The sequence below is a fragment of the Actinomadura geliboluensis genome (assembly GCF_005889745.1).
Classification (GTDB): Bacteria; Actinomycetota; Actinomycetes; order Streptosporangiales; family Streptosporangiaceae; genus Spirillospora; species Spirillospora geliboluensis.
In genome coordinates this window covers 12,521-33,009 of record NZ_VCKZ01000041.1, presented here as the reverse complement: position 1 = coordinate 33,009, position 20,489 = coordinate 12,521, and the positions used below count along the sequence as shown (strand labels likewise).

Genomic DNA, 20,489 nt, shown 5'->3' with positions numbered 1-20,489 from the left:
AGATGGGTATAAGAGACAGGGGGGGTCGCCCCCCGGGAATGGCGAAGGGTCCCCTTGGGGAGCGAGCGAAGCTCGCGACCAAGGGGACCCCAGGACCAGTAGCGGGGGCAGGATTTGAACCTGCGACCTCTGGGTTATGAGCCCAGCGAGCTACCGAACTGCTCCACCCCGCGGTGATGTCTTAAGTCTATGGCATGGGTGGGAGTGGTTGGGTCGGTGGCGGTCATTTGCAGGCGGGGATGTGGCCGTTGCCGGTGTTGAGGGCGTTGATGGCCTGGATGGTGCCGTTGAGGGTGTCGGCGCGGACGAGGCGGAGGCCGTCGGGGCGGGCGGCGACGGCGTCGGTGCAGTTGTCCTTGGGGGTGAGGAAGACGGTGGCGCCGGCCTTGCGGGCGGCGATCATCTTCTGCTGGATGCCGCCGATGGGGCCGACGTGGCCTTCGGGGGTGATGGTGCCGGTGCCGGCGATGAATTTGCCCTGGGTGAGGGGGCCGGGGGTGAGCTTGTCGTAGATGGCGAGGGAGAACATGAGGCCGGCGGAGGGGCCGCCGATGTCGCCGATGCTGATGTCGATCTTGAAGGGGAACTTGTACTGGTCGGACAGGACGATGCCGACGACGGCGCGTTTGCCGGAGGGGTCGGCGACGGTCGTGACCTTGGCCTTCTGCTCGGTGCCGCCGCGCCGGTAGTCCAGGGTGACGGTGTCGCCGATCTTGCGTTTGGCCATGGCGCCGGTGACCTGGGAGACGCTGGTGACCTTGGCGCCGTCGAGCGCGGTGATCTCGTCGCCGGGCCGCAGGATCCCGTCGGCGGGGCGGCCTTTCTGGACGCCGTCGACGACGACGCGGGTGGTGAGGGGGATGCCGAGCTGGTGGAGGGCGGCGGCTTCGGCGTTCTGCTGGGAGTCCTGCATCGCCCGGGTGTTCTCTTGGTCGACCTGCTTCGGCGACTCGTTCTTGGGGAAGATCGTCTCTTCGGGGACGATGGCGGTGTCGCCGTCGAGCCAGCCGCGCAGGGCGGTGAAGAGGTCGATGCGGCCGCCGGGCCCGCCGCGGTAGGTGACGGTGGTGAAGTTGAGGTGCCCCTGGTCGGGGTAGGTCTTGCGGCCTTCGATGCGGATGAGGGGCTGGCCTTTGTCGTTCGTGCCGAGGGTGTTGCTCGTGGGGCCCGGCATCAGCGCGACGTAGGGGACGCGCATGAAGGAGCCGATGACGGCGAGCAGGAGGACGAGCACGCTCGCGGCGGAGAGCGTGGCGGCACGACGAGACATGCCGGAAACTCTATGCGGTCAGGGGGCTCAGCAGGCCCCGACCCACTCGTCGCCGCCGTCGGCGAAGGTCTGGTGCTTCCAGATGGGGACGCCGGCCTTGAGGTCGTCGATGAGCCGGCGGCAGGCGTCGAACGCTTCGGCGCGGTGGGCGCTGGAGGCGGCGACGATGACGGCGATGTCGCCGATGCGGAGGTCGCCGACGCGGTGGACGGCGGCGAGGGCGAGGACGGGGTGGTCGGCGGCGACCTTCTCCATGACGGCGCGCAGTTCCCGTTCGACGGTGGGGTGGGCGCTGTAGGACAGGCCGCTGACGGCGCGCGCGTGGTCGTGGTCGCGGACGGTGCCGGTGAACAGGGCGATGCCGCCGGCGCTCGGGGCGCCGACGGCGCGGTAGACCTCGTCGACGGACAGGGGCGTCTCGCGGACGCCGGCCAGCCGGATGACGTCGCCGGCTTCAACGCTGTGGGTCACGTTCCGCAGGCTACCTCCCGGCGGCCGTCCTATTCCGGGCGGGACGCGCCGGGGTCGTCGGGGTCGAAGGTGGCGGCGAGGACGTCGGGGAGGCCGGGCACGAGGTCGGGCCCGCGCAGGACGGCGTCCTCGCTGTCGTGGCTGCGCATGCGGACGGCGGCGTGGCGGGCGCCGTCGCGCAGGACGCCGACGACCATGCGGACCTCTTCGCGGGCGGGGTGGTTCCCGACGAACGCGGCTGCCTCGGCGGCGTCGTCGGGGATGTCGTCCTCGACGCCGGGGGGCAGGACGACCCGTTCGATGACGAGGACGCAGCCGTCGACGGTGTCGGGCCAGACGATGCCCGCGAGGGCGTCTTCGACGCTGCTTTCCTCGGGGAGTCCTTCCTGTTCGATGGGGACGAGCGCGTCGGCGTCGGCGGGCAGCTGGTCGGCGAGGCCGGGCTCGGCGCGGCGGAGTTCGGCGCTGCGGACGAGCGCGTACAGGCTGGGGGCGCTGTCCCAGCCCTTCTCCGCCGAGTGACGTTCAAGATCGAGCACGGCTGTTTCCAAATGACTCACGGGGCCATCTTTCCCCTTCCTGCGACGGTGAGTGCCGGAACCCTCGCGCCAGTCGGTAAGTTGCATCTACAGCACCGGCGGGCGGCCGGTGAGCGAGTTTCTCGATCGGAGGGGCCGACTTGACCTTCCGGACTCCCGCTTTCGGGCGCCGGCTCGGTACCGGACGGACGCGGATCGTCTTGCCCGCTCTGGTGGCGCTGGCCGTGCTGCTGGTCGCGTTCTTGATCTTCACGGCCGTGTACACGGACCTGCTGTGGTATCGCTCGATCGGTTTCTCCGAGGTGTACACCACGCAGCTGCAGGCGAAGATCGTCCTGTTCTTCGGCGCGGGGCTGCTGATGTCGCTGGTGGTGGGCGCCAATGTGATGGTCGCGTACCGGCTGCGTCCGGCGTACCGGCCGCTGTCGGTGGAGCAGCAGGGCTTGGAGCGGTACCGCTCGGTGATCGATCCGCGGCGCCGGATGATCGCGGTGTCGCTGCTGGGGCTGCTGGGCGTGCTGACGGGTTCGTCGGTGGCGGGCCAGTGGCCGGTGTGGCTGGCGTTCCTGAACCGCACGCCGTTCGGCGTGGAGGACCCGCAGTTCCACAAGGACGTGTCGTTCTACGTCTTCACGTACCCGTTCATGCGGCTCGTGCTGGGTGTGGTCTTCGCGACGGTGATCCTGTCGATCCTGGCCGCGGTGATGGTGCACTACCTGTACGGGGGGCTGCGGCTGCAGGGGCCGGGCGACAAGGCGAGCCCGCCGGCGCGCGCGCACCTGTCGGTGCTGTTCGGGCTGTTCATCCTGCTGAAGGCGGTGGCGTACTGGTTCGACCGGTACGGCCTGATGCATTCCGAACGCGGGGTGGCGACGGGCGCGTCCTACACCGATGTCAACGCGCTGCTGCCGGCGAAGACGATCCTCGCCGTGATCGCGCTGTTGTGCGCGGCGATGTTCTTCAGCAACCTGCTGCGGCGCGGCATGATGCTGCCGGGCGTCGGCTTCACGCTGCTGGTGCTGTCGGCGATCCTGCTGGGCGGGGTGTACCCGCTGCTGATCCAGCAGTTCCAGGTGAAGCCGGACGAGCTGGCCAAGGAGCGCGAGTACATCGCGCGCAACATCAAGTTCACCCGGGCCGCCTACGGCGTGGACGGCGCGAAGGTCGTCCCGTACGGCACGCAGCCCGTGACGGACAAGAAGCAGCTCCAGGAGGACGCCGACAAGCTCGGCGGCGTGCGCGTCCTCGACCCGAACGTGGTGGGCGAGACGTTCCAGCAGCTGCAGCGGATCCGCCCGTTCTACCAGTTCCCGGACACGCTGGACGTGGACCGCTACCAGGTGGACGGCAAGCTCGTCGACACGGTCGTCGCGCTCCGCGAGCTGTCGGGCGCGCCGGCCGGGCAGCGCAGCTGGGTGAAGGACCACATGGTCTACACGCACGGCTACGGCTTCGTGTCGGCGTACGGCGACCGGTTCGACTCCCGCGAGCCGGCCTTCATCACCCGCGACATGCCGGCGTCCCCGGACCAGCGGATCCAGGTGGCGAAGCCGGAGATCTACTTCGGGGAGCGCTCGCCGAAGTACTCGGTGGTCGGCGGGCAGGGCCAGCAGGAGCTGAACTACCCCGACAACAGCGAGTCGGGGCAGCAGAGCAGCACCTACGCCGGGCAGGGCGGGGTCCGCATCGACTCGTTCCTGAACAAGCTGCTGTACTCGGCGAAGTTCCAGGACAAGAACCTGCTGCTGTCGGGCGCGATCAACAAGGACGCCAAGATCCTCTACGACCGGACGCCGCGCCAGATGGTGCAGAAGGCGGCGCCGTGGCTGACGCTGGACGGCGACCCGTACCCGGCGGTGGTGAACGGCCGCATCCTGTGGATCGTGGACGGCTACACGACGTCCAGCAGCTACCCGTACTCGGAGGAGATGAGCCTCGGGGAGGCGACCCGCGACACCATCACCGACACGCGGTCGGCGGTGGCGCGGCAGGCGAACGACCACATCAACTACATGCGGAACTCGGTGAAGGCCACGGTGGACGCCTACGACGGCACCGTGCACCTCTACCAGTGGGACGAGAACGACCCGGTGACGAAGACGTGGATGAAGGTGTTCGACAACACCGTCCAGCCGCGCTCGTCGATCCCGCCGGAGCTGGAGGCCCACTTCCGCTACCCGCAGGACCTGTTCAAGGTGCAGCGCAAGGTCCTGACCAAGTACCACGTGACGGACCCGTCGGCGTTCTACAACGGCGAGGGCTTCTGGGAGGTCCCGCAGGACCCGACGGTGAAGGGCAAGCGGCAGCCGCCGTACTACCAGAGCCTGCGGATGCCCGGCCAGGACACCGAGTCGTTCTCGCTGACGACGGTCTTCAACCCGCGCAACAACCCGCAGCTGGCGGCGTTCATGGCGGTCGGGTCGACGCCGGGGCGCGACTACGGGCAGATCCAGATCCTGCAGATGCCGCGGAACGCGCAGCCGCCGGGTCCGGGCCAGGTGCAGAACTCGTTCGAGACCGACTCGAAGGTGAAGAGCGACCTGTTCGCGCTGCGGCAGGGCGGCACGAAGACCGTGGCCGGCAACCTGCTGACGATCCCGTTCGGCGGTGACCTGCTGTACGTGGAGCCGATGTACACGAAGGCGGCGGGCGGCGCGGAGCAGCAGCCGTACCCGATCATGGGCAAGATCCTGGTCCGGTACGGGGAGAGCATCGCCGCGGCGGACACGCTGCAGGACGCGCTGAAGCAGGTCCTCGGCGGGGCGGGCGCGCCCGCGCAGCCCGGGGCGCCGCCGCAGTCGCCGGGCGCGCCGGGCGGGCAGCAGCTGAGCGCGGCGGCGCAGAAGGCGATCGGCGACCTGAACAAGGCCGTGACCGACTACGAGAACGCCCAGAAGAAGGGCGACTACCCGGGCATGGGCGAGGCCTGGAAGCGGATCAAGGACGCGCAGGCCGCGCTGGCGGCGGCGGGCAAGGCCGCGCCGAAAACGTCGCCGAGCCCGGCACCGTCCCCGTCCGGGTCGCCGCCGGGGTCGCCGTCGCCGTCACCGAGCGCCACCCCTCCGGCGAGCTGAGGGGGTCGCCGCTGACCCCGGCCGGGGGTCAGCGGCGGCGCTTGCGGGCGCGGCGGATCGCGGCGGCGGCGCCGATCGCGGCGACGGTGGCGCCCGCGGCGGTCGCCATCGTGGCCTCCTTGCCGCCGACGCGGCGGCCGACGACGGCGTGCCGTCCGGCGGTCTCCTCCATCACGGCGCGCAGGGCGGCGGCGTTGTCGTGCAGCGGCTTCCACCCGGCGGCCCGCAGCCGCGCGCAGTCGACGACCCACGGGTAGGCGACGTAATGCAGGTCGGTGGCGGGCGCCGGGGTCATGCCCAGCCTGTGCAGCCGCTGCGCCATGCCGAAGGTGAGGGCGGCGGGCAGCTCGAAGGTGCGCCTGCCGGTGATCTCGGCGACCTCGTCGGGGCCGAGCCAGCCCTCGGAGCCGACGGCGACGGGCCCGCGCACGTCGTCGATGACGACGGTCTCCAGCGCGGACGCGAGGTCCTCGATGTGGCAGAACTGCCAGCCGGGGGTGCTGCCCTTGACCGACAGCAGCCGGGGCGCCTCGAAGTGGCGGGTGATCACGGTGTCGACGCCGGGGCCGGCGAGCGCGGCGGGGCGGACGACGGTGACGTCCAGGCCGGGATGGGTGACGGGCGCGGTCGCGGCCAGCTCCTCGATCTCCAGGAAGTCCCCGGCGATGCTGGTGCTGGCCTCGGCGAGCAGCGGCGCGTCCTCGGCCAGCGGCACCTCGTTGCCGGGCTCGGCCCCGTAGACCATCGCGGACGTGACGAGGACCACCCGGCGGACGCGGGCCGCCGCGGCGGCGGTGACGACCGTCTGGGCGCCGCGGACGTTGTGGGTGCGGCGCTCGCGCGGGTCGGCGTCCGGGGACCGCTCGATGTCCAGGTTGACGAGCACGTCGACGTCGGAGAGCCGCCCGGACAGCAGCGGGTCGCGGATGTCGGTGACGCGCCAGGTGACGCCGGGCACGTCGCCGCGCTGCCCGTCGACGGCGACGACCTTGCGGATCTCTTCCCGTTCGGCGAGCCGGGCGGCCAGCAGCCGTCCCGCCCCGGAGGCGGCGCCGGTGACGGCGACGACCGGGCCCTTGCTACGCCGAGGGCGAACCTTGCCCGTTGCCACGGGGCTGCCCCCTTCCTTGAGTACGCGACCTTGCCGGGACCGGCTAACGTTGCGGATATGAGCCCATCATGCATCCCAGGGGCGAACCGATGAGTGACACTCCCTTCGGCTTCAACCGTCCCGGCAACGGCGACGACGACGACCGGCCCCAGGATCCATTCAAGGGCATGGGCGGCGACATGGCGCAGTTCGCCGACATGCTGCACCGGTTCGCCGACATGATCGGCGCACAGGGTGCGGGCGGCGGGGGCGGCGGCCCGCTGAACTGGGACCTGGCCAAGAACATAGCGCGCCACACGGTGGTGGAGCAGGGCGACCCGTCGGTGGTGGACGCCGAGCGCCGCCAGGTCGTGGAGGCGCTGCGCCTGGCCGACCTGTGGCTGGACGAGCGGACGACGCTGCCGGCCGGCATCCGGACGCCGCAGGCGTGGAGCCGGTCCGAATGGATCGAGCAGACGATCCCCGTGTGGGCGAAGGTCTGCGACCCGATCGCGACCCGCATGGTCGACTCCATGGGCGGGGCGCTCGGCGGCGGCGAGATCCCCGCCGACGTGCAGGCGATGGCCGGCCCGCTGATCGGCATGGTCAAGCAGATGGCGGGCGCGATGGTCGGCGGCCAGGCCGGGCAGGCGCTCGGCGCGCTGGCCCGCGAGGTCACCGGCTCGGCCGACGTGGGCCTGCCGCTCGCGCCGGACGGCGTCGGCGCGCTGCTGCCCGCCGGGGTCGAGGCGTTCGGGCAGGGCCTGGAGGTCTCCGACGACGAGGTCCGGCTCTACCTGGCGCTGCGCGAGGCCGCCCACCAGCGGCTGTTCACGCACGTCCCGTGGCTGCGCTCGCACCTGCTGGGCGCGGTCGAGGAGTACGCGCGCGGCATCACCGTCGACCTGTCCGGGATCGAGCAGGCCGTGCAGGGCCTCGACCTGAGCAACCCGGAGGCGCTCCAGGAGGCGCTGGGCGGCGAGATCCAGCTCCAGCCGGAGGAGACGCCCCGGCAGAAGGCGGCGCTGGCCCGGCTGGAGACGGCGCTCGCGCTGGTCGAGGGCTGGGTCGAGACGGTCGTGAACGAGACCGCGGAGGGGCGGCTGCCCGGCTCGGTGAAGCTGGCCGAGGCGGTGCGGCGGCGCCGCGCGACCGGCGGCCCGGCGGAGCGCACGTTCGCGACGCTGGTCGGCCTGGAGCTGCGGCCCCGCCGTCTGCGGGAGGCCGCCGCGCTGTGGCGGTCGCTGACGGAGGCGCGCGGCACGCAGGGCCGGGACGCCGTCTGGGACCACCCCGACCTGCTCCCGACGGCCGACGACCTCGACGACCCGGACGGCTTCGTGCACGGCCGCGAGGAGATCGAGGGCCTGTCCGACCTCGACTGGTCCGACCTGACGAAGGCGCCCGAGGAGGGCGGCGAGCCCGGCGAGAAGGGCTCGGACGAGAAGGGCTCGGACGAGAAGGGCTCGGACGAGAAGGGCCCGGACGAGGGTGACCCAGGCGGCGGAGCCCGCCCGGACGACGGCGGGCCGCGCGCATGAGCCGCGCACGCCCGTCCCGGGTGCCCGGCTGCCGGTACGAGCCCGGATCGTCCACGAACGCGGTCCGCCGCCGGGTGGCGCGCGCCAGCCTGTGCTGGCAGCGCCCGATCGACCAGGAGCGGCGCCGCCGCCGGCCCGACAACTCCCGCTATCCGCGGGTGGGCCGGGCCTGACGGCGCCCGGAGACGCAACGCGGCCGCCCGGGCAGCCGGGCGGCCGCGCCTTTCCGCCGGCCGCTCCACCGAAAGCGCACCGCAGGTCACGGAAAATGACTCATTGAGCGGATAAGCGCGCCCACGTACGCTGATCCCGTCATATCCGGCGGCACATGCGCATCGAGGGCAGGCTTCGGTTGGACAGGTTCCGTTCCTTCGTCAGGTTCGCCTTCGGTGTCGCCCTGGTCGGCGTGCTGATCAACCTGGCCTCCAGCTATATCGACGACCGCTATCCGGCGGCTCGGGAACTGCTGCTCGGCGTCGCGCTGGGCGCCCTGGTCCTGTGGTTACTGGTACTGCTCACCCAGTACGTCTTCTCCTATCTGGTGGGCGGCCGGTACGCCGTCGAGGCGCTGATCCTGAACTCCCGGAACGAACTGCTGCTGTACCGGCATCCGCACCACAAGGTGATGCTGCCGCCGGGCGGCCGCGTCAAGCGTTCGGAATTCCCGAACTTCGCGTTGCAACTGCGCCTGGAAGAGCGGCTCGGGCTCAATCCGCGCGATTACCGGTTCGACGAGAGCTTCCATCACGGCATCGACGGGAACACCGGGCACCTCGGCGAGATCCAGCGCTTCGCGGCGCCCTTTCTGGTGCAGCGCGAGATCCATCGGCAGCGCGGGTTCGTGCAGTTCCACTACGACCTGATTTACGTCCTGCGGCTGCTGGACGACCAGACGGCGTTCGACGCGCCGAAGTACAGCCCCGTGCACTTCGTGGACCTCGCGGCGCTGCGGGAGATGGTGGCGCAGCAGCGGTCGTTCCCGGACGTCCTGGACGCCTACCGGCGGGTCCTCGCGACGCTGGACGGCACGCGCCCGTGATCAGGATCAGGTTCCCGCGCGGCGTCACCCCGCCGGCCTGGTTGGCGGACGGCGGCGAGGACGTCCAGGTCACCGATGATCCGGCCGTCATCGCGCTGGAGGAGGAGAAGAACACCGAGCGGCAGCGGGCGGCGGTGGACCGGGTCCTGCGCCCGCGGTTCGAGCGGGCCTGGTCGGCCGGCGACCCCCTGTTCCACCTGGTCTCGGTGGAGACGCGCGCGGGCTGCAACCACAACTGCTCGTTCTGCCCGGTCTCGCGGTCGGTGGACCCGCGTCCGCCGGGGGAACTGGACCTGGCGGTGGTCGAGCTGATCGCCCGCCAGCTGGGCGAGCTGGGCTACGACCGGCGGATCGCGCTGTTCGGCAACAACGAGCCGCTGCTGGACGCCCGGCTCCCGGAGATCGTGGGCGTCTTCCGCCGCGCCTGCCCGGCGGCGGAGCTGCGCGTCCTCACCAACGGGATCCTGGCCCGGACGGCGCTGGTGGCGGAGCTGTTCGAGGCCGGGCTGTCGACGCTGACGATCAACAACTACACCGACGGCAGCCGCGTCATCGCGCCCGTCCGCGAGTTGGTGGCCGAAGCCGGCCGCCTGCGGCATCATGACATACGGATCAGCGTGCGGCGCCGGACCGAGGTCCTCACGACGCGGGCGGGCCTGGCACCGAACAAGCCGCGGCCCTCCGCGGGGCCTCACGGCTTCTGCGCGCTTCCGTTCACCGACCTGCACATCTCGTACACCGGTGAGGTGAACCTGTGCTGCTTTGACGCCCACGGCAAGGTCCGCATGGGAGACGTGGCCGAGACGCCCCTGGTGGAGATCTGGCGGTCGGCGCTCTTCGCGCACCACCGCTCCGCCCTGCTGCGCTCCGCCCGCGCCGAGCTGGACCTGTGCCGGCACTGCGACTTCGACGGTTTCCGAGACCCCGCCCCCACCGCGTCCCGGCCGCTGACCCGCGACGACATCCTGCTATCCGGGAGCATCGACCCATGAACAAGACCGACGTCATCGACCGCACGGCCGAGTACGCCAGGGAGACGCTGGAGGCCGACTCCTCGGGGCACGACTGGTGGCATGTGGCGAGGGTCCGCAGGCTGGCCCTGGAGCTGGCCCGCGAGGAGCAGGCCGACCTGCACGTCGTCGAGCTGGCCGCGCTGCTCCACGACATCTCCGACTACAAGCTCAACGGCGGCGACCTGACCAAGGGGCCGCGCCGGGCGTTCGAATGGCTGGTCGGGCTGGGCGAGCCGGAGGGCGTCGCGCGGGACGTGGCGGACATCATCGCCGCGATGTCCTTCAAGGGCGCGGGGACGGCGTCGGAGATGGCGACCATCGAGGGCAAGGTCGTGCAGGACGCCGACCGGCTCGACGCGATCGGCGCCATCGGCGTGGCGCGCGCGTTCGCCTACGGCGGCTACAAGGGCGAGCCCATGCACGTGCCGGGCCTGTCCCCGCACCTGCACACGTCGCTGGACGACTACCTGAACCGCCAGGGCAGCACGATCAACCATTTCTACGAGAAGCTCCTGCTGCTGAAGGACAGGATGAACACCGCCGGCGGGCGCAGGCTGGCCGAGCGGCGGCACCGCGTCCTGGAGCGGTTCCTCGACGACTTCCTCACCGAGTGGGACGCCGAGGACATCGGATGAGCCGGGGGCCCGCCGACTCGCCGGCCGGCGCGGCCCGGCACGTCGACGCGATCTCGCTGCTGCGGCGGTGGCAGGCGCCCGACCCGCGGCAGGGCCGTCTCCGCGAGGCGTTCCTGGAGCACCTGCTCGCCCATCCCGACGGCACCGACCGCGGCTGCGACGCCGGTCACATCACGGTCGGTGTCGCCGTCCTCGACCGGGCGCGCGCGCACGTGCTGCTCACCCACCACCGCAAGATGGGCCGGTGGGCGCAGCTCGGCGGCCACTGCGAGCCCGGCGACCCGACCCTGGCGGCCGCCGCGCGGCGGGAGGCCGTCGAGGAGTCCGGCATCCCGGACTTGGAGGTGGCGGGCACTCCCCTGCGCCTCGATCGCTACCACGCTCGGTGCGGCGGCCGTGACCTGCCGCATCTGGACGTCCAGTTCACGGCCACGGCGCCGCCCGGGGCCGTGCCGGAACCGGTGCCCGGCGGTGACGAGGCGCGGTGGTTCCCGGTGGGGGCGCTGCCCGCGTCGGCGGACGAGGGCACGCGCGCCCTGGTGCGGCACGCGCTCGCCGTCGGGACGCCGGGCTGAGGGGTTCAGCGGCTGAGCGGGTGGCCTTCCAGGAGGGCGCGGGTGTTCTCCCAGCCCTCCAGGCCCGGGTCGAGGAACCGCAGGTCGGCGGGGGTGCGGAGGCGGTGCCAGCCGGGGCCCTGCGGCACCAGGCCGGGGCGTGGCGCGGCGGCGCGCAACCGGGACAGGGCGTCCGGGGTGTCGAGGTCGACGTCGTGCAGGGCGGCGGCGAGCCAGCCCGGGAGAGGGAGGCGCGCGGCGAGCGCGACCAGGCCCTGACCGGCGCCTTCGGCCTGGCAGGCGGCGGCCGGGGCGCTGCCGAGGGCGCGGAACAGCTTGCCGAGCAGCAGCGGCGGCAGGTCGGGGGCGTCCGGGGCGACCAGTGCCGCGGACCCGGCGCCCAGCGCGTGCAGGGCCGCGAACGCGCCGGCGAGCGTGCCCTCCCGGACGATCGGCGTGCCCGGCCAGGTGACCGCCTCGGCGTCCGGCTGGTGGGGCGGGTCGAGGACGAGCGCGGGCGTCACCAGTTCGAGCCCGGCGACGACCTCGTAGGCGTCCTCCAGCAGCGCGAGGCGGAACTCGTCGGGATCGACGCCGGCGGGCGGCGCGCCCCCGTCCCGGGCGGGGAACGAGAGCACCGCGGCGAACCGGGCGGACGCGGCGGGACCGTCGGTCACCCGGCGGCCTCGCGCGGGAACTCGTCGCCGGTGTGCAGCCCGTCGCCGTGGTGGATGCCGCCGACCTCGTCGTCGGGCGCGTCGGCCTCCAGCGGCAGGTGCGCGGCGGCGGCGACGCCCTCCAGGTAGCCGCGTGCCCGGTCGGCCTTCGGGTAGTTGGCGACCAGGTCCCAGAAGTCGGCGCCGTGCCCGGGGACGAGCAGGTGCGCCAGCTCGTGGACGAGGACGTAGTCGACCACCCAGCCGGGCATGCCGCGCAGCCGGGTCGACAGCCGGATCGTGCCGTCGTCGGGGGTGCAGGACCCCCAGCGGGCGCGCTGGTTGGCGACCCAGCGGACGCTGGTGGGGTCAGCGCGGCCGTCCAGGTAGCGGCGGGACAGGTCGCGGGCGCGCGACTGGAGGTCGGCGTCGGTGGGCCGCCGGCGGCGCTCCCGCTCCGCGAGCCGCTCCAAGATGGTCGCGATCCACTGTTCCTCTTCGGCCTTGCTCAGCCTCGACGGAACCATCACCACCACCTTGTCGCCGTCACGGTAGGCGGACACGGTTCGCCTGCGTCTGGCGCTGCGGCGGACCTCAACGTTTGGGGGCACGCCTGAACCGTACTCGAAGATTTGCCCGCGCCAAAGGGGGTGTTTGACGTTGCCGCAGGTCAACGCCTATCTTTTGACCATCCCCCGGGGCTTTGTACAAATCCTCGGGGAGGTGTCGCCGGCTTTACTCGCCGGTGAATTCCGGGCTGCGCTTCTCCCGCTGGGCGGCCAGTCCCTCGCGCATGTCGCGGGACGACATCGTGACCGGCTGCGCGAGCGACTCCCAGCGCAGTGCCGCCTCCATGCCGGCGTGCCCGCCGCCGGCGAGGGCGACCTTGGTGAGCCGGGTCGCGATCGGCGCCTGCGCGGCGATCCGGGCGGCGACCCCGAGCGCCTTCTCCAGCAGTTCCGCGCGGGGGAACGCCTGGTTGGCCAGCCCGTTCGCGGCGGCTTCGGCGCCGGTGAGGACGCGTCCGGCCAGCAGCATCTCGCGGGCCAGCGGCAGCCCCGCCACCTCGGGGAACAGCCACGTCGCGGCCATGCCGGGGTGCAGCCCGAGGGCGGTGAACGGGGCGAGGAGCTTGGCGTCCTCGGCCGCGTAGCGCAGGTCGCAGGCGAGGGCGAGGCACAGCCCGGCGCCGACGGCGTGCCCGTTGACCGCGGCGATCGTCGGCACCTCCAGGCCGCGGATCGCCAGCCAGGTCCGGTAGAACTCCAGCATCCGGTCGCGCAGCGGCGGGACCGCGACGGAGTTGGTGTCCGCGAGCCAGGACAGGTTCCCGCCGGAGCTGAAGGCGCTGCCCGCGCCGGTGACGACGACGCAGCGCAGCCCGGCGTCGCCGCGCAACCGCTCGATGGCGTCCTTCCACGCGGCGGTCATCTCGTCCGACATCGCGTTGCGGCGGTCGGCGTCGTTCAGGGTGAGGACGGCGACCCCGTCGGGGCGGCGTTCGACCTGCAGCGGGTCGGCGGAGTCTCCGGGCATGCCCGGCACGGTACCGAATCTCGCTCGGCGGCACCGCCCCGGGGCCGTGAGAAAGCGCACACTTACCACGTACGAGCAGGTCAGCGAGGTGCGCCGAAGAGGGCACCGGCTTTACTCTGCGGTGGTTGTGGCGTGAACGACATCCGATCACCGACAATGTACGGCGTGAGCGATCTTCCCCGCCGCGCGGTGACGCGGTCAGCAAAGCTGGCGTCCCTCCCCATCGGCTTCGCGGGTCGCACCGCGCTCGGCGTCGGGAAGCGGACCTTCGGCAAGCCGGCCGAGGCCGTCGCGTTGGAGATCCAGACCCGCACCGCCGAGCAGCTGTTCAAGGTCCTCGGCGAGCTCAAGGGCGGGGCGATGAAGCTCGGCCAGATGCTGTCGATCTTCGAGGCGGCGCTGCCGCCGGAGATCGCCGGGCCGTACCGGGCCACGCTGACCAAGCTGCAGGAGGCCGCTCCCCCGCTGCCGGTGTCGACCGTCCACAAGGTGCTGGAGGAGTTCCTCGGCCCGGACTGGCGCGACTACTTCGAGTCGTTCGACGACCAGCCGGCCGCCGCCGCGTCCATCGGGCAGGTGCACCGGGCCGTCTGGCACGACGGCCGCGCCGTCGCGGTGAAGGTGCAGTACCCGGGCGCCGGGAAGGCGCTGATCAGCGACTTCAACCAGCTCGCCCGCCTCGGCCGACTGTTCGGCGTGCTGATGCCGGGGCTGGACGTGAAGTCGATGCTCGCCGAGCTCAAGGAGCGGGTGGTCGAGGAGCTCGACTACACGATCGAGGCCGAGTCGCAGTCGCAGTTCCGCGCGGCCTACCTCGACGACCCCGACTTCTACATCCCGGAGGTCATCGCCCAGTCCGGGAACATCCTGATCACCGAGTGGATGGAGGGCACCCTCCTCTCGAAGATCATCAGCGATGGGGACCAGGAGACCCGCAACCACGCGGCCCTGCTGTACTGCCGGTTCCTGCTGTCCGGGCCGAAGCGCTCCGGGATGCTGCACGGCGACCCGCACCCCGGCAACTTCCGGCTGTTGGACGACGGGCGGCTCGGCGTCCTGGACTTCGGCGCCGTCGACCGCATCCCCGGCGGCTTCCAGCGCCGGCTCGGCCTGCTGCTGCGGATCGGCACGATGGCCGACATCGACGAGGTCGAGGACGCGCTGCGCCGCGAGGACTTCATCCGCGAGGGCGTCGAGATCGACGCCGAGTCGCTGCAGGCGTTCCTCGCCCCGATCACCGAGCCGTTCGTCACCGAGACGTTCAAGTTCAACCGGGAGTGGCTGCGCGACATGGCGGCCCAGGTCACCGACCTGCGCCCGTCCAACGTCGTCCGGCAGCTGAACCTGCCGCCGGAGTACGTGATCATCCACCGGGTGCTGTCGGCCGGCACCGGCGTGCTGTGCCAGCTCGAATGCGAGATCCCGGCCCGCGCCGAGTCGCTGAAGTGGGTACCGGGCTTCGCCGACGACGAGGACGGCGAGCTGGTCTCCGGCTGACCGGCTCCGGCCGCGCCGAGCGGACATGGCGGGCCGAGCGGACATGGCGGAGCCCCGCGCACTGATGGGGTGCGCGGGGCTCCGCTCTTTCGCGCGTCCGGTGGAGTGGGGCCATCGGACGCGCTCCACGTGCCCGCCGGGAGGCGCTCCCGTCCGCCAAACCATCCAAGAAGGACGGGCGGGGCCTCGACCGGGCGGGCACTCGTTCGTCTGGGGCAGAGGCCGGCCCCCGGTGAGCGGCCTCTGCGCGGTCAGTCCCGGTAGTGGGACCGCGGGGCGTGCGTGTACGACTCGCCCCGGGCGGTCGGGGCGAGCAGGACGCGCCGGACGCGGGACGCCCTGGTCCGGGCGTCCCGGCGCGCCCGCCGCAGCGCGCGCACACGGGCGGCCATCTCGTCCGGCACGGTCGCCGGTATTCGTTCTCTCGACAGGTCCTGGCTGAGCAACGTCATCTCGTTCTCCCCGGCCGCCCGGAGGCGCGGTCCCCGCGTGGGGGCCACGCCTCCGGGGTCGATTCGGCTGAGCGTCGCGGGCATCACTGCCTCACACCGTCACTTCGTCGGGCCGCGGGTGCTTGCGCGGGCGGCCGCGCGGCCGCTTGCGCGGCACGATCACACCGCGGACGAAGAGCTCGCCGCCCCAGACGCCCCACGGCTCCTTGCGCTCGAGAGCGCCGGCGAGGCACTCCTTGCGGAGCGGGCACTCCAGGCACAGGGCCTTGGCGAGCTCGACGTCGGCGGGAGCCTCGGCGAAGAACAGCTCCGGGTCGGTCCGGCACGGAAGCGTGAGGTCCTCCTCGCTGATCGCGAGGGCCCCCTGCATCACAGTCACCCTTGTTCCTCTCGTTGGATCTCAACGGGTGTTCGGTGGGTCTGGACAAAGAGAAAGGCCGCGGATCCGGTGTCTGGATCCGCGGCCTGGGGGCTTGCCGGTTGTCTTGCTAGACCGGTCGCCTCCAGGGGTACGGACCCGACACGCCACCCTTGACGGTGGCGCCCGTGTGGGCCGTGGCCGGAGCCGGGACGTCCATGTCCTCGATAAGGCGTTCGAAGACACTCCGCCCCTGGTCGTCCTGGATCAGCTGCTCGAATCGCAGATCGCGCGGGTTCGCCCGCTGCTCGTCACGCAGCCACACGCGCGCATAGGCGCCGGGCATGGCGAGGCGGGACGAGGAGGTGCCGCGCAGCGAGACACAGGGCATCGAGGCACCGAGGCGTGCGCCGTTCCAGGACGACGTGAATTCGCTCAACGTGTTGCTCACCGGACTGCACACCACCTCTCTGGCTCCTCGGACCGGACCCGGCGGGATCAAGATCCACACCGGACGGCCGGCTGATTGCTCGCGACGAGCGTACGGGGATCTCGCCGAATCAAGCAAGATATTTTTGACCTGCGGTTTTGTGGGTGAGTTCACCCTTTTCCCGGGAAACCCGCGCCGTCTCACCGGCGTCGAACCTCACGGGATTCCCGTGAAGAACGATCTTCCCAGGATACGGCCGGGCCCGCCCGGCCGCCACCTCCGGACGCGGGTGGCGGCGGGGCCGGGGGATCAGCCCGCCGACCGGTCGCGCAGCTCGCGGAAGAACTCGCGGACGTCCTGCAGCAGCAGGTCGGGGGCGTCGTGGGCGGCCCAGTGACCGCCGCGGTCGTACTCGCGCCAGTGGACGATGTTCCGGTGGTCGCGCTCGGCGAAGCGGCGCAGCGGCCGGAAGTCGTAGGCGAACGACGCCAGGCCGATCGGGAACGTGGTCGGCTCGGACGCCTGCGGCTCGTGGTGGTTCTCGTAGTAGAAGCGGGCCGTGGACGCCGACGTGTTCGTCAGCCAGTAGATCGTGGCGATGGTCAGGATCGTGTCGGGGTCGGGCAGGCCGGCCAGGAGCTGGCCGACCCAGGCCAGCTGCCCGGCCGGCGAGTCCGACAGCGCGTGCGCGAGGGTCTGCGGCTGGGCCTGCTGGGCGCGGTCGTGGATGGAGTGCGCGACGAACCCCTGCAGGAACCGCAGGTACTCCTCCTCCGCCGGGGTGATGCCGGCGAGCTCGGCCGGGTCGCCCGTCGGGAAGGAGAAGATCTGGTTGACGTGGACGCCGATCACCCGGTCCGGGTGGCGGCGTCCGAGCCAGGGGCTGACGATCGCGCCGGCGTCGTTGCCGTGCGCGCCGAAGCGGTCGTAGCCGAGGCGCGCCATCAGCTCGGCCCAGGCGTCGGCGGTGCGGGCCGAGCCCCAGCCCTTGGTGCGGGTGGGCGCCGAGAACCCGAAGCCGGGCAGGGACGGGACGACGACGTGGAACGCGTCCGCCGGGTCGCCGCCGTGCGCCGCCGGATCGGTGAGCGGGCCGATCAGGTCCAGGTACTCGGTGAACGTGTTCGGCCAGCCGTGGGTGAGGATCAGCGGGGTGGCGTCCGGCTCCGGCGACCGGACGTGCAGGAAGTGGATCAGCTGGCCGTCGATCTCGGTGGTGAACTGCGGGAACTCGTTCATCCGCGCCTCCTGGGCGCGCCAGTCGAACCCGATCCAGCGGGTCACCAGGTCGCGGACGAAGGAGACGGGCACGCCGTACTCCCAGCCCGGCTGGACCGGGCCCTTCTGGACGCCGTCGGTCACCTCGGACTCCGGCAGCTCGTCGGCGAAGCGCGTGCGGGCCAGGCGGTCGCGCAGGTCGTCCAGGTCGGCCTGCGGCACGTCGATGCGGAACGGTGTGATCTCGAAGCTCATCGGAGCCCTCCTCATTCGGTACTCCGAGTCTGTTGCGCGGCGCCCCGCGGGAGTAGTGCCCGGTGCACGGCCTGAACTGCGGTTCGCAGGCCGCTGACGTGCAGATTGCATAATTGCCGCCATGCGCGACAGCCGCCTGCCCCTCTTCGCCGGGATCGTCCTGTTCTGGACGTACCGGATCCTGGTGCTGTGGGCGGACCCCGGCCCCGGCGGCCCGCCCGGCGCGGCGGCGCTGCTCGCCGGAACGGGCGCGGCGCTCGGCCTCGGCGCCCTGCAGGCGCGGGCGCTGGCCTGGCGCGGCTCGCTCGGCAACCTCGCGGCGCAGGCGGTGCTGGCGTACGCGCCGCTGCTCGTCCTCGGCGGCGCCTGGCGGCCCGCGGCGCCGCTGCTCATGGCGTCGGTGCTGATGCTCGCCGCACCGGCCCGCGTGCGCCTGCCGGCCGCCGCGTCCATCGTGGCCGCCGAGTTCGTGATCAGGGCGATGTGGCTGCCCGACGCCGGCACGGGGTACGCCATCTGGGCCGCCGTGGTGACGCTCACCGGCGGGCTCCAGTTCCTCGCCCTGGCCCGGCTCGGGCATCTGGTCCGCGCGCTGGAGGCCACCCGCACCGAGCTGGCCGCCCGGCGCGCCGCCGGGGAGCGGCTGCGGATCGCGCGCGGCCTGCGCGCCGAGCTGGGGCGGCGGCTGTCGGCCGCCGCGGCGTCCGCCGACCCGGCCGAGATCACGGCGGCGGCGCGGGCGGCGCTGGCCCGCGCCCGGTCGGTCGCCGACGACTACCGGGACCGGTCGCTGGCGGCCGAGATCGAGGCGGCGCGCACGGTGCTCGCGGCGTCCGGCGTGCCGGTGCGCGTCGAGGCGGACGCCGCCGTGCCGCCGGCGCCGCGCGCCGACGCGGCGCTGGCCGGGGTGCTGCGCCGCACCGTGGTGGCGGCGCTGCGGGACGGCCGCCCCGACGGCTGCGTGATCGAGTGCCGGACGGGCCCCGGCGGGCCCGAGCGGCTGCGGGTGGCCTTCTCCGGTCCCGTGCCGCCGTTCGCGGAGCCGCTGGCGGCCTCGTCCGCCGAGATCGCCGGGCTCGGCGGGCGGCTCGCCGCCGGACCCGCCGTGGAGGCGGAGATCCCGCGGGCGCGGGCCTGGACGGGCGGCCCGGTCGGCGCGGCCCCGTGGCTGGCCTTCGCCGTCCTCCTGGTCCTGGAGCTGGACCATCTCGGCACGGTCGCGACCAGCGTGCTGATGGCGCGGGAGGCGGGCGTCGCGGTGGACCCGGCGCGGCTGGCGGTGGCGGCGGTCGCGCTCCCGCTGGTCGCGGCGCTGCAGCTCTACCATGTGCTGCCGCGCGGCGAGGCCCGGCCGCGGCGCTGGGCCCTCCCGGCCCAGATCGCGCTGATCCTGGCGGCGTTCGCCGTGGCGGGGCCGCTCGTCCCGGCGGCCTACGGCGGGCTGCCCGCGACGTACGGCGGGCTGGTCGCGGGCGTGGTGCTGCTGAACGTCCGGCCGCCCTGGTCGTGGGCGGCGGCCGCCGCGCTGCTGCTGATGCCGTTCCCGCTGCTGTACGGCGCGCGCCCGCCGGCGGTGGTGCTGCTCAGCGTGCTCGCCTCGGCGGCCTTCATGATCTCCGTCCACGCGCTGGGCCGGCTGCCCGTCACGGCGGCCCGGCTGGACCGGGCGCGCGGCGAGCTGGCCCGCACGTCCGTGCTCCGGGAGCGGCTGCGGATCGCGCGGGACGTCCACGACCTGCTCGGCTCGCAGCTGTCGGCGATCATCATCCGGGGCGGGATCGCGGCGGGCCCGGCGGACGGCGCGCGGCTGGCGGAGCTGGCGGGCGCGGCGCTGGCGACGGTCCGCTCGATCGGCGCGGAGCCCGCACCGCTGCGGCTCGCCGCCGAGGTCGAGAGCGCGCGGGACCTGCTGGGCGCGGCCGGGGCGCGGGTCCGCGTCACGGTGGCGGAGCCGCCGGCGGCGGTCGCCGCCCTGTTCGCCGTCGTGCTGCGGGAGTCGGTGACCAACGTCGTCCGGCACGCGCGGGCGCGGCGCTGCGAGATCTCGATCACGCCCGTCCGGCTCCGCGTCTCCAACGACGGGGCGCCGCGTGCCGGCGCCCGCCGGACGCGGCGGGGCGAGGCGGGCGGGGCCGGGCTGGCCAACCTGCGCTCCCGCGCCGCGGAGGCCGGGGGCGCGCTGGCCGTCGAGCACGCGGACGGCCGGTTCACCCTCACCGTCGAGGTGCCGGACGCCGGCCCGTCAGATCCAGCCCGCCTCGGTGGCGATGCGGATGGCGTCGACCCGGTTGCGGGCGCCCAGCTTGGTCACCGCTGACGCGAGGTAGTTGCGGACGGTCCCGTAGGACAGCCCGATCCTGGCCGCGATCTGCGGCGGCTCCGCGCCGGACGCGGTCAGCCGCAGCACCTCGCGCTCCCGGTCGGTGAGCGGGCAGTCCGGGGCGTCGAGCGCGGCGAAGGCGAGCTGCGGGTCGACGACGCGGCCGCCGGCGGCGACGGTGCGGACGGCCGCCACCAGCTCGCCGGGCGCGCTGTCCTTGACCATGAACCCGGCGACCCCGGCCGCCATCGCGCGCCGCAGCGTCCCGGGCCGGCCGACCCCGGTCAGGATCAGCACGCGGCAGCCCGGCAGGTGCCGGGCCAGTTCCGCCGCCGCGCTGACGCCGTCCAGGCCGGGCAGCTCGATGTCGAGCACGGCGACGTCCGGCCCCGTGCGCAGGGCGGCGGCGACGATCGCGTCCCCGGCCGCCACCTGCGCGACGACCTCGACGTCGTCCTCCCGGTCGAGGAGGTCGGCCAGCGCCTCCCGGAGGATCCGCACGTCCTCCGCCAGCAGCACCTTGATCAACGGCGTGCCCCCC

21 protein-coding genes and 1 tRNA gene are annotated in these 20,489 nt (G+C 73.0%); 9 read left to right on the top strand and 13 right to left on the bottom strand.

Annotated elements, in window-relative coordinates; translation table 11 throughout:
- Window positions 1–99 precede the first annotated feature (99 nt).
- The 4 genes from ETD96_RS08815 to ETD96_RS08800 form a co-directional block, all read right to left on the bottom strand.
- Window positions 100–173, bottom strand: a tRNA-Met gene (locus tag ETD96_RS08815).
- A gap of 50 nt (window positions 174–223) precedes the next feature.
- Window positions 224–1,270 carry a YlbL family protein gene (locus ETD96_RS08810; protein WP_138635803.1) on the bottom strand — a complete coding sequence of 349 codons (1,047 nt, stop codon included), beginning with the start codon at window positions 1,268–1,270 and terminating at the stop codon, window positions 224–226.
- Between the two features lie 27 nt (window positions 1,271–1,297).
- Window positions 1,298–1,741, bottom strand: a complete 444-nt coding sequence (locus tag ETD96_RS08805; RefSeq protein WP_205719169.1) for a molybdenum cofactor biosynthesis protein MoaE — start codon at window positions 1,739–1,741, stop codon at window positions 1,298–1,300.
- A 29-nt stretch (window positions 1,742–1,770) separates the two neighbouring features.
- Complete coding sequence (locus tag ETD96_RS08800) at window positions 1,771–2,280, bottom strand: PPA1309 family protein (RefSeq protein ID WP_240807402.1); 510 nt, start codon at window positions 2,278–2,280, stop codon at window positions 1,771–1,773.
- Window positions 2,281–2,480: 200 nt separating this feature from the next.
- On the opposite strand from ETD96_RS08800, the gene ETD96_RS08795 reads away from it, so the two are divergent.
- Window positions 2,481–5,354 (top strand): UPF0182 family membrane protein, encoded by a 2,874-nt coding sequence (locus ETD96_RS08795; RefSeq protein ID WP_240807400.1) that lies wholly within the window; start codon window positions 2,481–2,483, stop codon window positions 5,352–5,354.
- A 28-nt stretch (window positions 5,355–5,382) separates the two neighbouring features.
- Here the strand turns inward: ETD96_RS08795 and ETD96_RS08790 are convergent, their stop codons facing one another.
- Window positions 5,383–6,465, bottom strand: coding sequence for an NAD-dependent epimerase/dehydratase family protein (locus ETD96_RS08790; protein WP_138635799.1), 1,083 nt, complete (start codon window positions 6,463–6,465; stop codon window positions 5,383–5,385).
- An 89-nt stretch (window positions 6,466–6,554) separates the two neighbouring features.
- Between ETD96_RS08790 and ETD96_RS08785 the strand changes: the two genes are divergently transcribed.
- The 6 genes from ETD96_RS08785 (at window position 6,555) to ETD96_RS08765 (ending at window position 11,247) form a co-directional block, all read left to right on the top strand.
- Window positions 6,555–7,985, top strand: a complete 1,431-nt coding sequence (locus tag ETD96_RS08785) for a zinc-dependent metalloprotease (protein WP_138635798.1) — start codon at window positions 6,555–6,557, stop codon at window positions 7,983–7,985.
- Window positions 7,982–8,158, top strand: a complete 177-nt coding sequence (locus ETD96_RS44500) for a hypothetical protein (protein WP_171068930.1) — start codon at window positions 7,982–7,984, stop codon at window positions 8,156–8,158. The genes ETD96_RS08785 and ETD96_RS44500 overlap by 4 nt, the downstream gene beginning before the upstream one ends.
- A gap of 179 nt (window positions 8,159–8,337) precedes the next feature.
- Complete coding sequence (locus tag ETD96_RS08780) at window positions 8,338–9,024, top strand: NUDIX hydrolase (protein WP_138635797.1); 687 nt, start codon at window positions 8,338–8,340, stop codon at window positions 9,022–9,024.
- Entirely contained in the window at window positions 9,021–10,016 is a 996-nt protein-coding gene (locus tag ETD96_RS08775; protein ID WP_138635796.1) for a radical SAM/SPASM domain-containing protein, read from the top strand. The genes ETD96_RS08780 and ETD96_RS08775 overlap by 4 nt, the downstream gene beginning before the upstream one ends.
- Window positions 10,013–10,672, top strand: a complete 660-nt coding sequence (locus tag ETD96_RS08770) for an HD domain-containing protein (RefSeq protein ID WP_138635795.1) — start codon at window positions 10,013–10,015, stop codon at window positions 10,670–10,672. The genes ETD96_RS08775 and ETD96_RS08770 overlap by 4 nt, the downstream gene beginning before the upstream one ends.
- Window positions 10,669–11,247: an NUDIX domain-containing protein gene (locus ETD96_RS08765; RefSeq protein WP_138635794.1), complete on the top strand. Its 579-nt coding sequence runs from the start codon at window positions 10,669–10,671 to the stop codon at window positions 11,245–11,247. The genes ETD96_RS08770 and ETD96_RS08765 overlap by 4 nt, the downstream gene beginning before the upstream one ends.
- A gap of 5 nt (window positions 11,248–11,252) precedes the next feature.
- On the opposite strand, the gene ETD96_RS08760 is transcribed toward ETD96_RS08765, so the two are convergent.
- The 3 genes from ETD96_RS08760 to ETD96_RS08750 form a co-directional block, all read right to left on the bottom strand.
- Window positions 11,253–11,903 (bottom strand): nucleotidyltransferase family protein, encoded by a 651-nt coding sequence (locus tag ETD96_RS08760; protein ID WP_240807398.1) that lies wholly within the window; start codon window positions 11,901–11,903, stop codon window positions 11,253–11,255.
- Window positions 11,900–12,445 carry a M48 metallopeptidase family protein gene (locus ETD96_RS08755; protein WP_171068929.1) on the bottom strand — a complete coding sequence of 182 codons (546 nt, stop codon included), beginning with the start codon at window positions 12,443–12,445 and terminating at the stop codon, window positions 11,900–11,902. Before ETD96_RS08755 ends, ETD96_RS08760 begins: the two co-directional genes overlap by 4 nt.
- Before the next feature lie 172 nt (window positions 12,446–12,617).
- Window positions 12,618–13,418 carry an enoyl-CoA hydratase/isomerase family protein gene (locus ETD96_RS08750; RefSeq protein WP_138635792.1) on the bottom strand — a complete coding sequence of 267 codons (801 nt, stop codon included), beginning with the start codon at window positions 13,416–13,418 and terminating at the stop codon, window positions 12,618–12,620.
- A 165-nt stretch (window positions 13,419–13,583) separates the two neighbouring features.
- On the opposite strand from ETD96_RS08750, the gene ETD96_RS08745 reads away from it, so the two are divergent.
- A complete protein-coding gene (locus ETD96_RS08745; RefSeq protein WP_240807396.1) occupies window positions 13,584–14,915 on the top strand; it encodes an ABC1 kinase family protein in 1,332 nt (443 codons plus the stop codon).
- Window positions 14,916–15,166: 251 nt separating this feature from the next.
- Here the strand turns inward: ETD96_RS08745 and ETD96_RS08740 are convergent, their stop codons facing one another.
- From ETD96_RS08740 to ETD96_RS08725, 4 genes are all read right to left on the bottom strand, one after another.
- Complete coding sequence (locus tag ETD96_RS08740; RefSeq protein ID WP_138635791.1) at window positions 15,167–15,367, bottom strand: hypothetical protein; 201 nt, start codon at window positions 15,365–15,367, stop codon at window positions 15,167–15,169.
- A 91-nt stretch (window positions 15,368–15,458) separates the two neighbouring features.
- Window positions 15,459–15,737: a WhiB family transcriptional regulator gene (locus ETD96_RS08735; RefSeq protein WP_117400278.1), complete on the bottom strand. Its 279-nt coding sequence runs from the start codon at window positions 15,735–15,737 to the stop codon at window positions 15,459–15,461.
- A 118-nt stretch (window positions 15,738–15,855) separates the two neighbouring features.
- Entirely contained in the window at window positions 15,856–16,176 is a 321-nt protein-coding gene (locus tag ETD96_RS08730; protein ID WP_138635790.1) for a hypothetical protein, read from the bottom strand.
- A 288-nt stretch (window positions 16,177–16,464) separates the two neighbouring features.
- On the bottom strand, window positions 16,465–17,628 hold the full coding sequence (locus tag ETD96_RS08725; RefSeq protein ID WP_138635789.1) for an epoxide hydrolase family protein: 1,164 nt from the start codon (window positions 17,626–17,628) through the stop codon (window positions 16,465–16,467).
- Between the two features lie 121 nt (window positions 17,629–17,749).
- Here ETD96_RS08725 and ETD96_RS08720 point away from each other — a divergent pair, with 121 nt between their 5' ends.
- Window positions 17,750–19,945 carry a sensor histidine kinase gene (locus ETD96_RS08720; protein ID WP_138635788.1) on the top strand — a complete coding sequence of 732 codons (2,196 nt, stop codon included), beginning with the start codon at window positions 17,750–17,752 and terminating at the stop codon, window positions 19,943–19,945.
- Here the strand turns inward: ETD96_RS08720 and ETD96_RS08715 are convergent.
- A complete protein-coding gene (locus tag ETD96_RS08715) occupies window positions 19,871–20,476 on the bottom strand; it encodes a response regulator transcription factor (RefSeq protein WP_138635787.1) in 606 nt (201 codons plus the stop codon). The genes ETD96_RS08720 and ETD96_RS08715 overlap by 75 nt on opposite strands.
- Between the last annotated feature and the right edge of the window lie 13 nt (window positions 20,477–20,489).

Coding starts and splice junctions, on each gene's coding strand:
- ETD96_RS08765 (WP_138635794.1), top strand. CDS start 10,669: ATGAGCCGGGGGCCCGCCGACTCGCCGGCCGGCGCGGCCCGGCACGTC.
- ETD96_RS08740 (WP_138635791.1), bottom strand. CDS start 15,367: ATGACGTTGCTCAGCCAGGACCTGTCGAGAGAACGAATACCGGCGACC.
- ETD96_RS08770 (WP_138635795.1), top strand. CDS start 10,013: ATGAACAAGACCGACGTCATCGACCGCACGGCCGAGTACGCCAGGGAG.
- ETD96_RS08785 (WP_138635798.1), top strand. CDS start 6,555: ATGAGTGACACTCCCTTCGGCTTCAACCGTCCCGGCAACGGCGACGAC.
- ETD96_RS08810 (WP_138635803.1), bottom strand. CDS start 1,270: ATGTCTCGTCGTGCCGCCACGCTCTCCGCCGCGAGCGTGCTCGTCCTC.
- ETD96_RS08720 (WP_138635788.1), top strand. CDS start 17,750: ATGCGCGACAGCCGCCTGCCCCTCTTCGCCGGGATCGTCCTGTTCTGG.
- ETD96_RS08750 (WP_138635792.1), bottom strand. CDS start 13,418: ATGCCCGGAGACTCCGCCGACCCGCTGCAGGTCGAACGCCGCCCCGAC.
- ETD96_RS08735 (WP_117400278.1), bottom strand. CDS start 15,737: ATGCAGGGGGCCCTCGCGATCAGCGAGGAGGACCTCACGCTTCCGTGC.
- ETD96_RS08725 (WP_138635789.1), bottom strand. CDS start 17,628: ATGAGCTTCGAGATCACACCGTTCCGCATCGACGTGCCGCAGGCCGAC.
- ETD96_RS44500 (WP_171068930.1), top strand. CDS start 7,982: ATGAGCCGCGCACGCCCGTCCCGGGTGCCCGGCTGCCGGTACGAGCCC.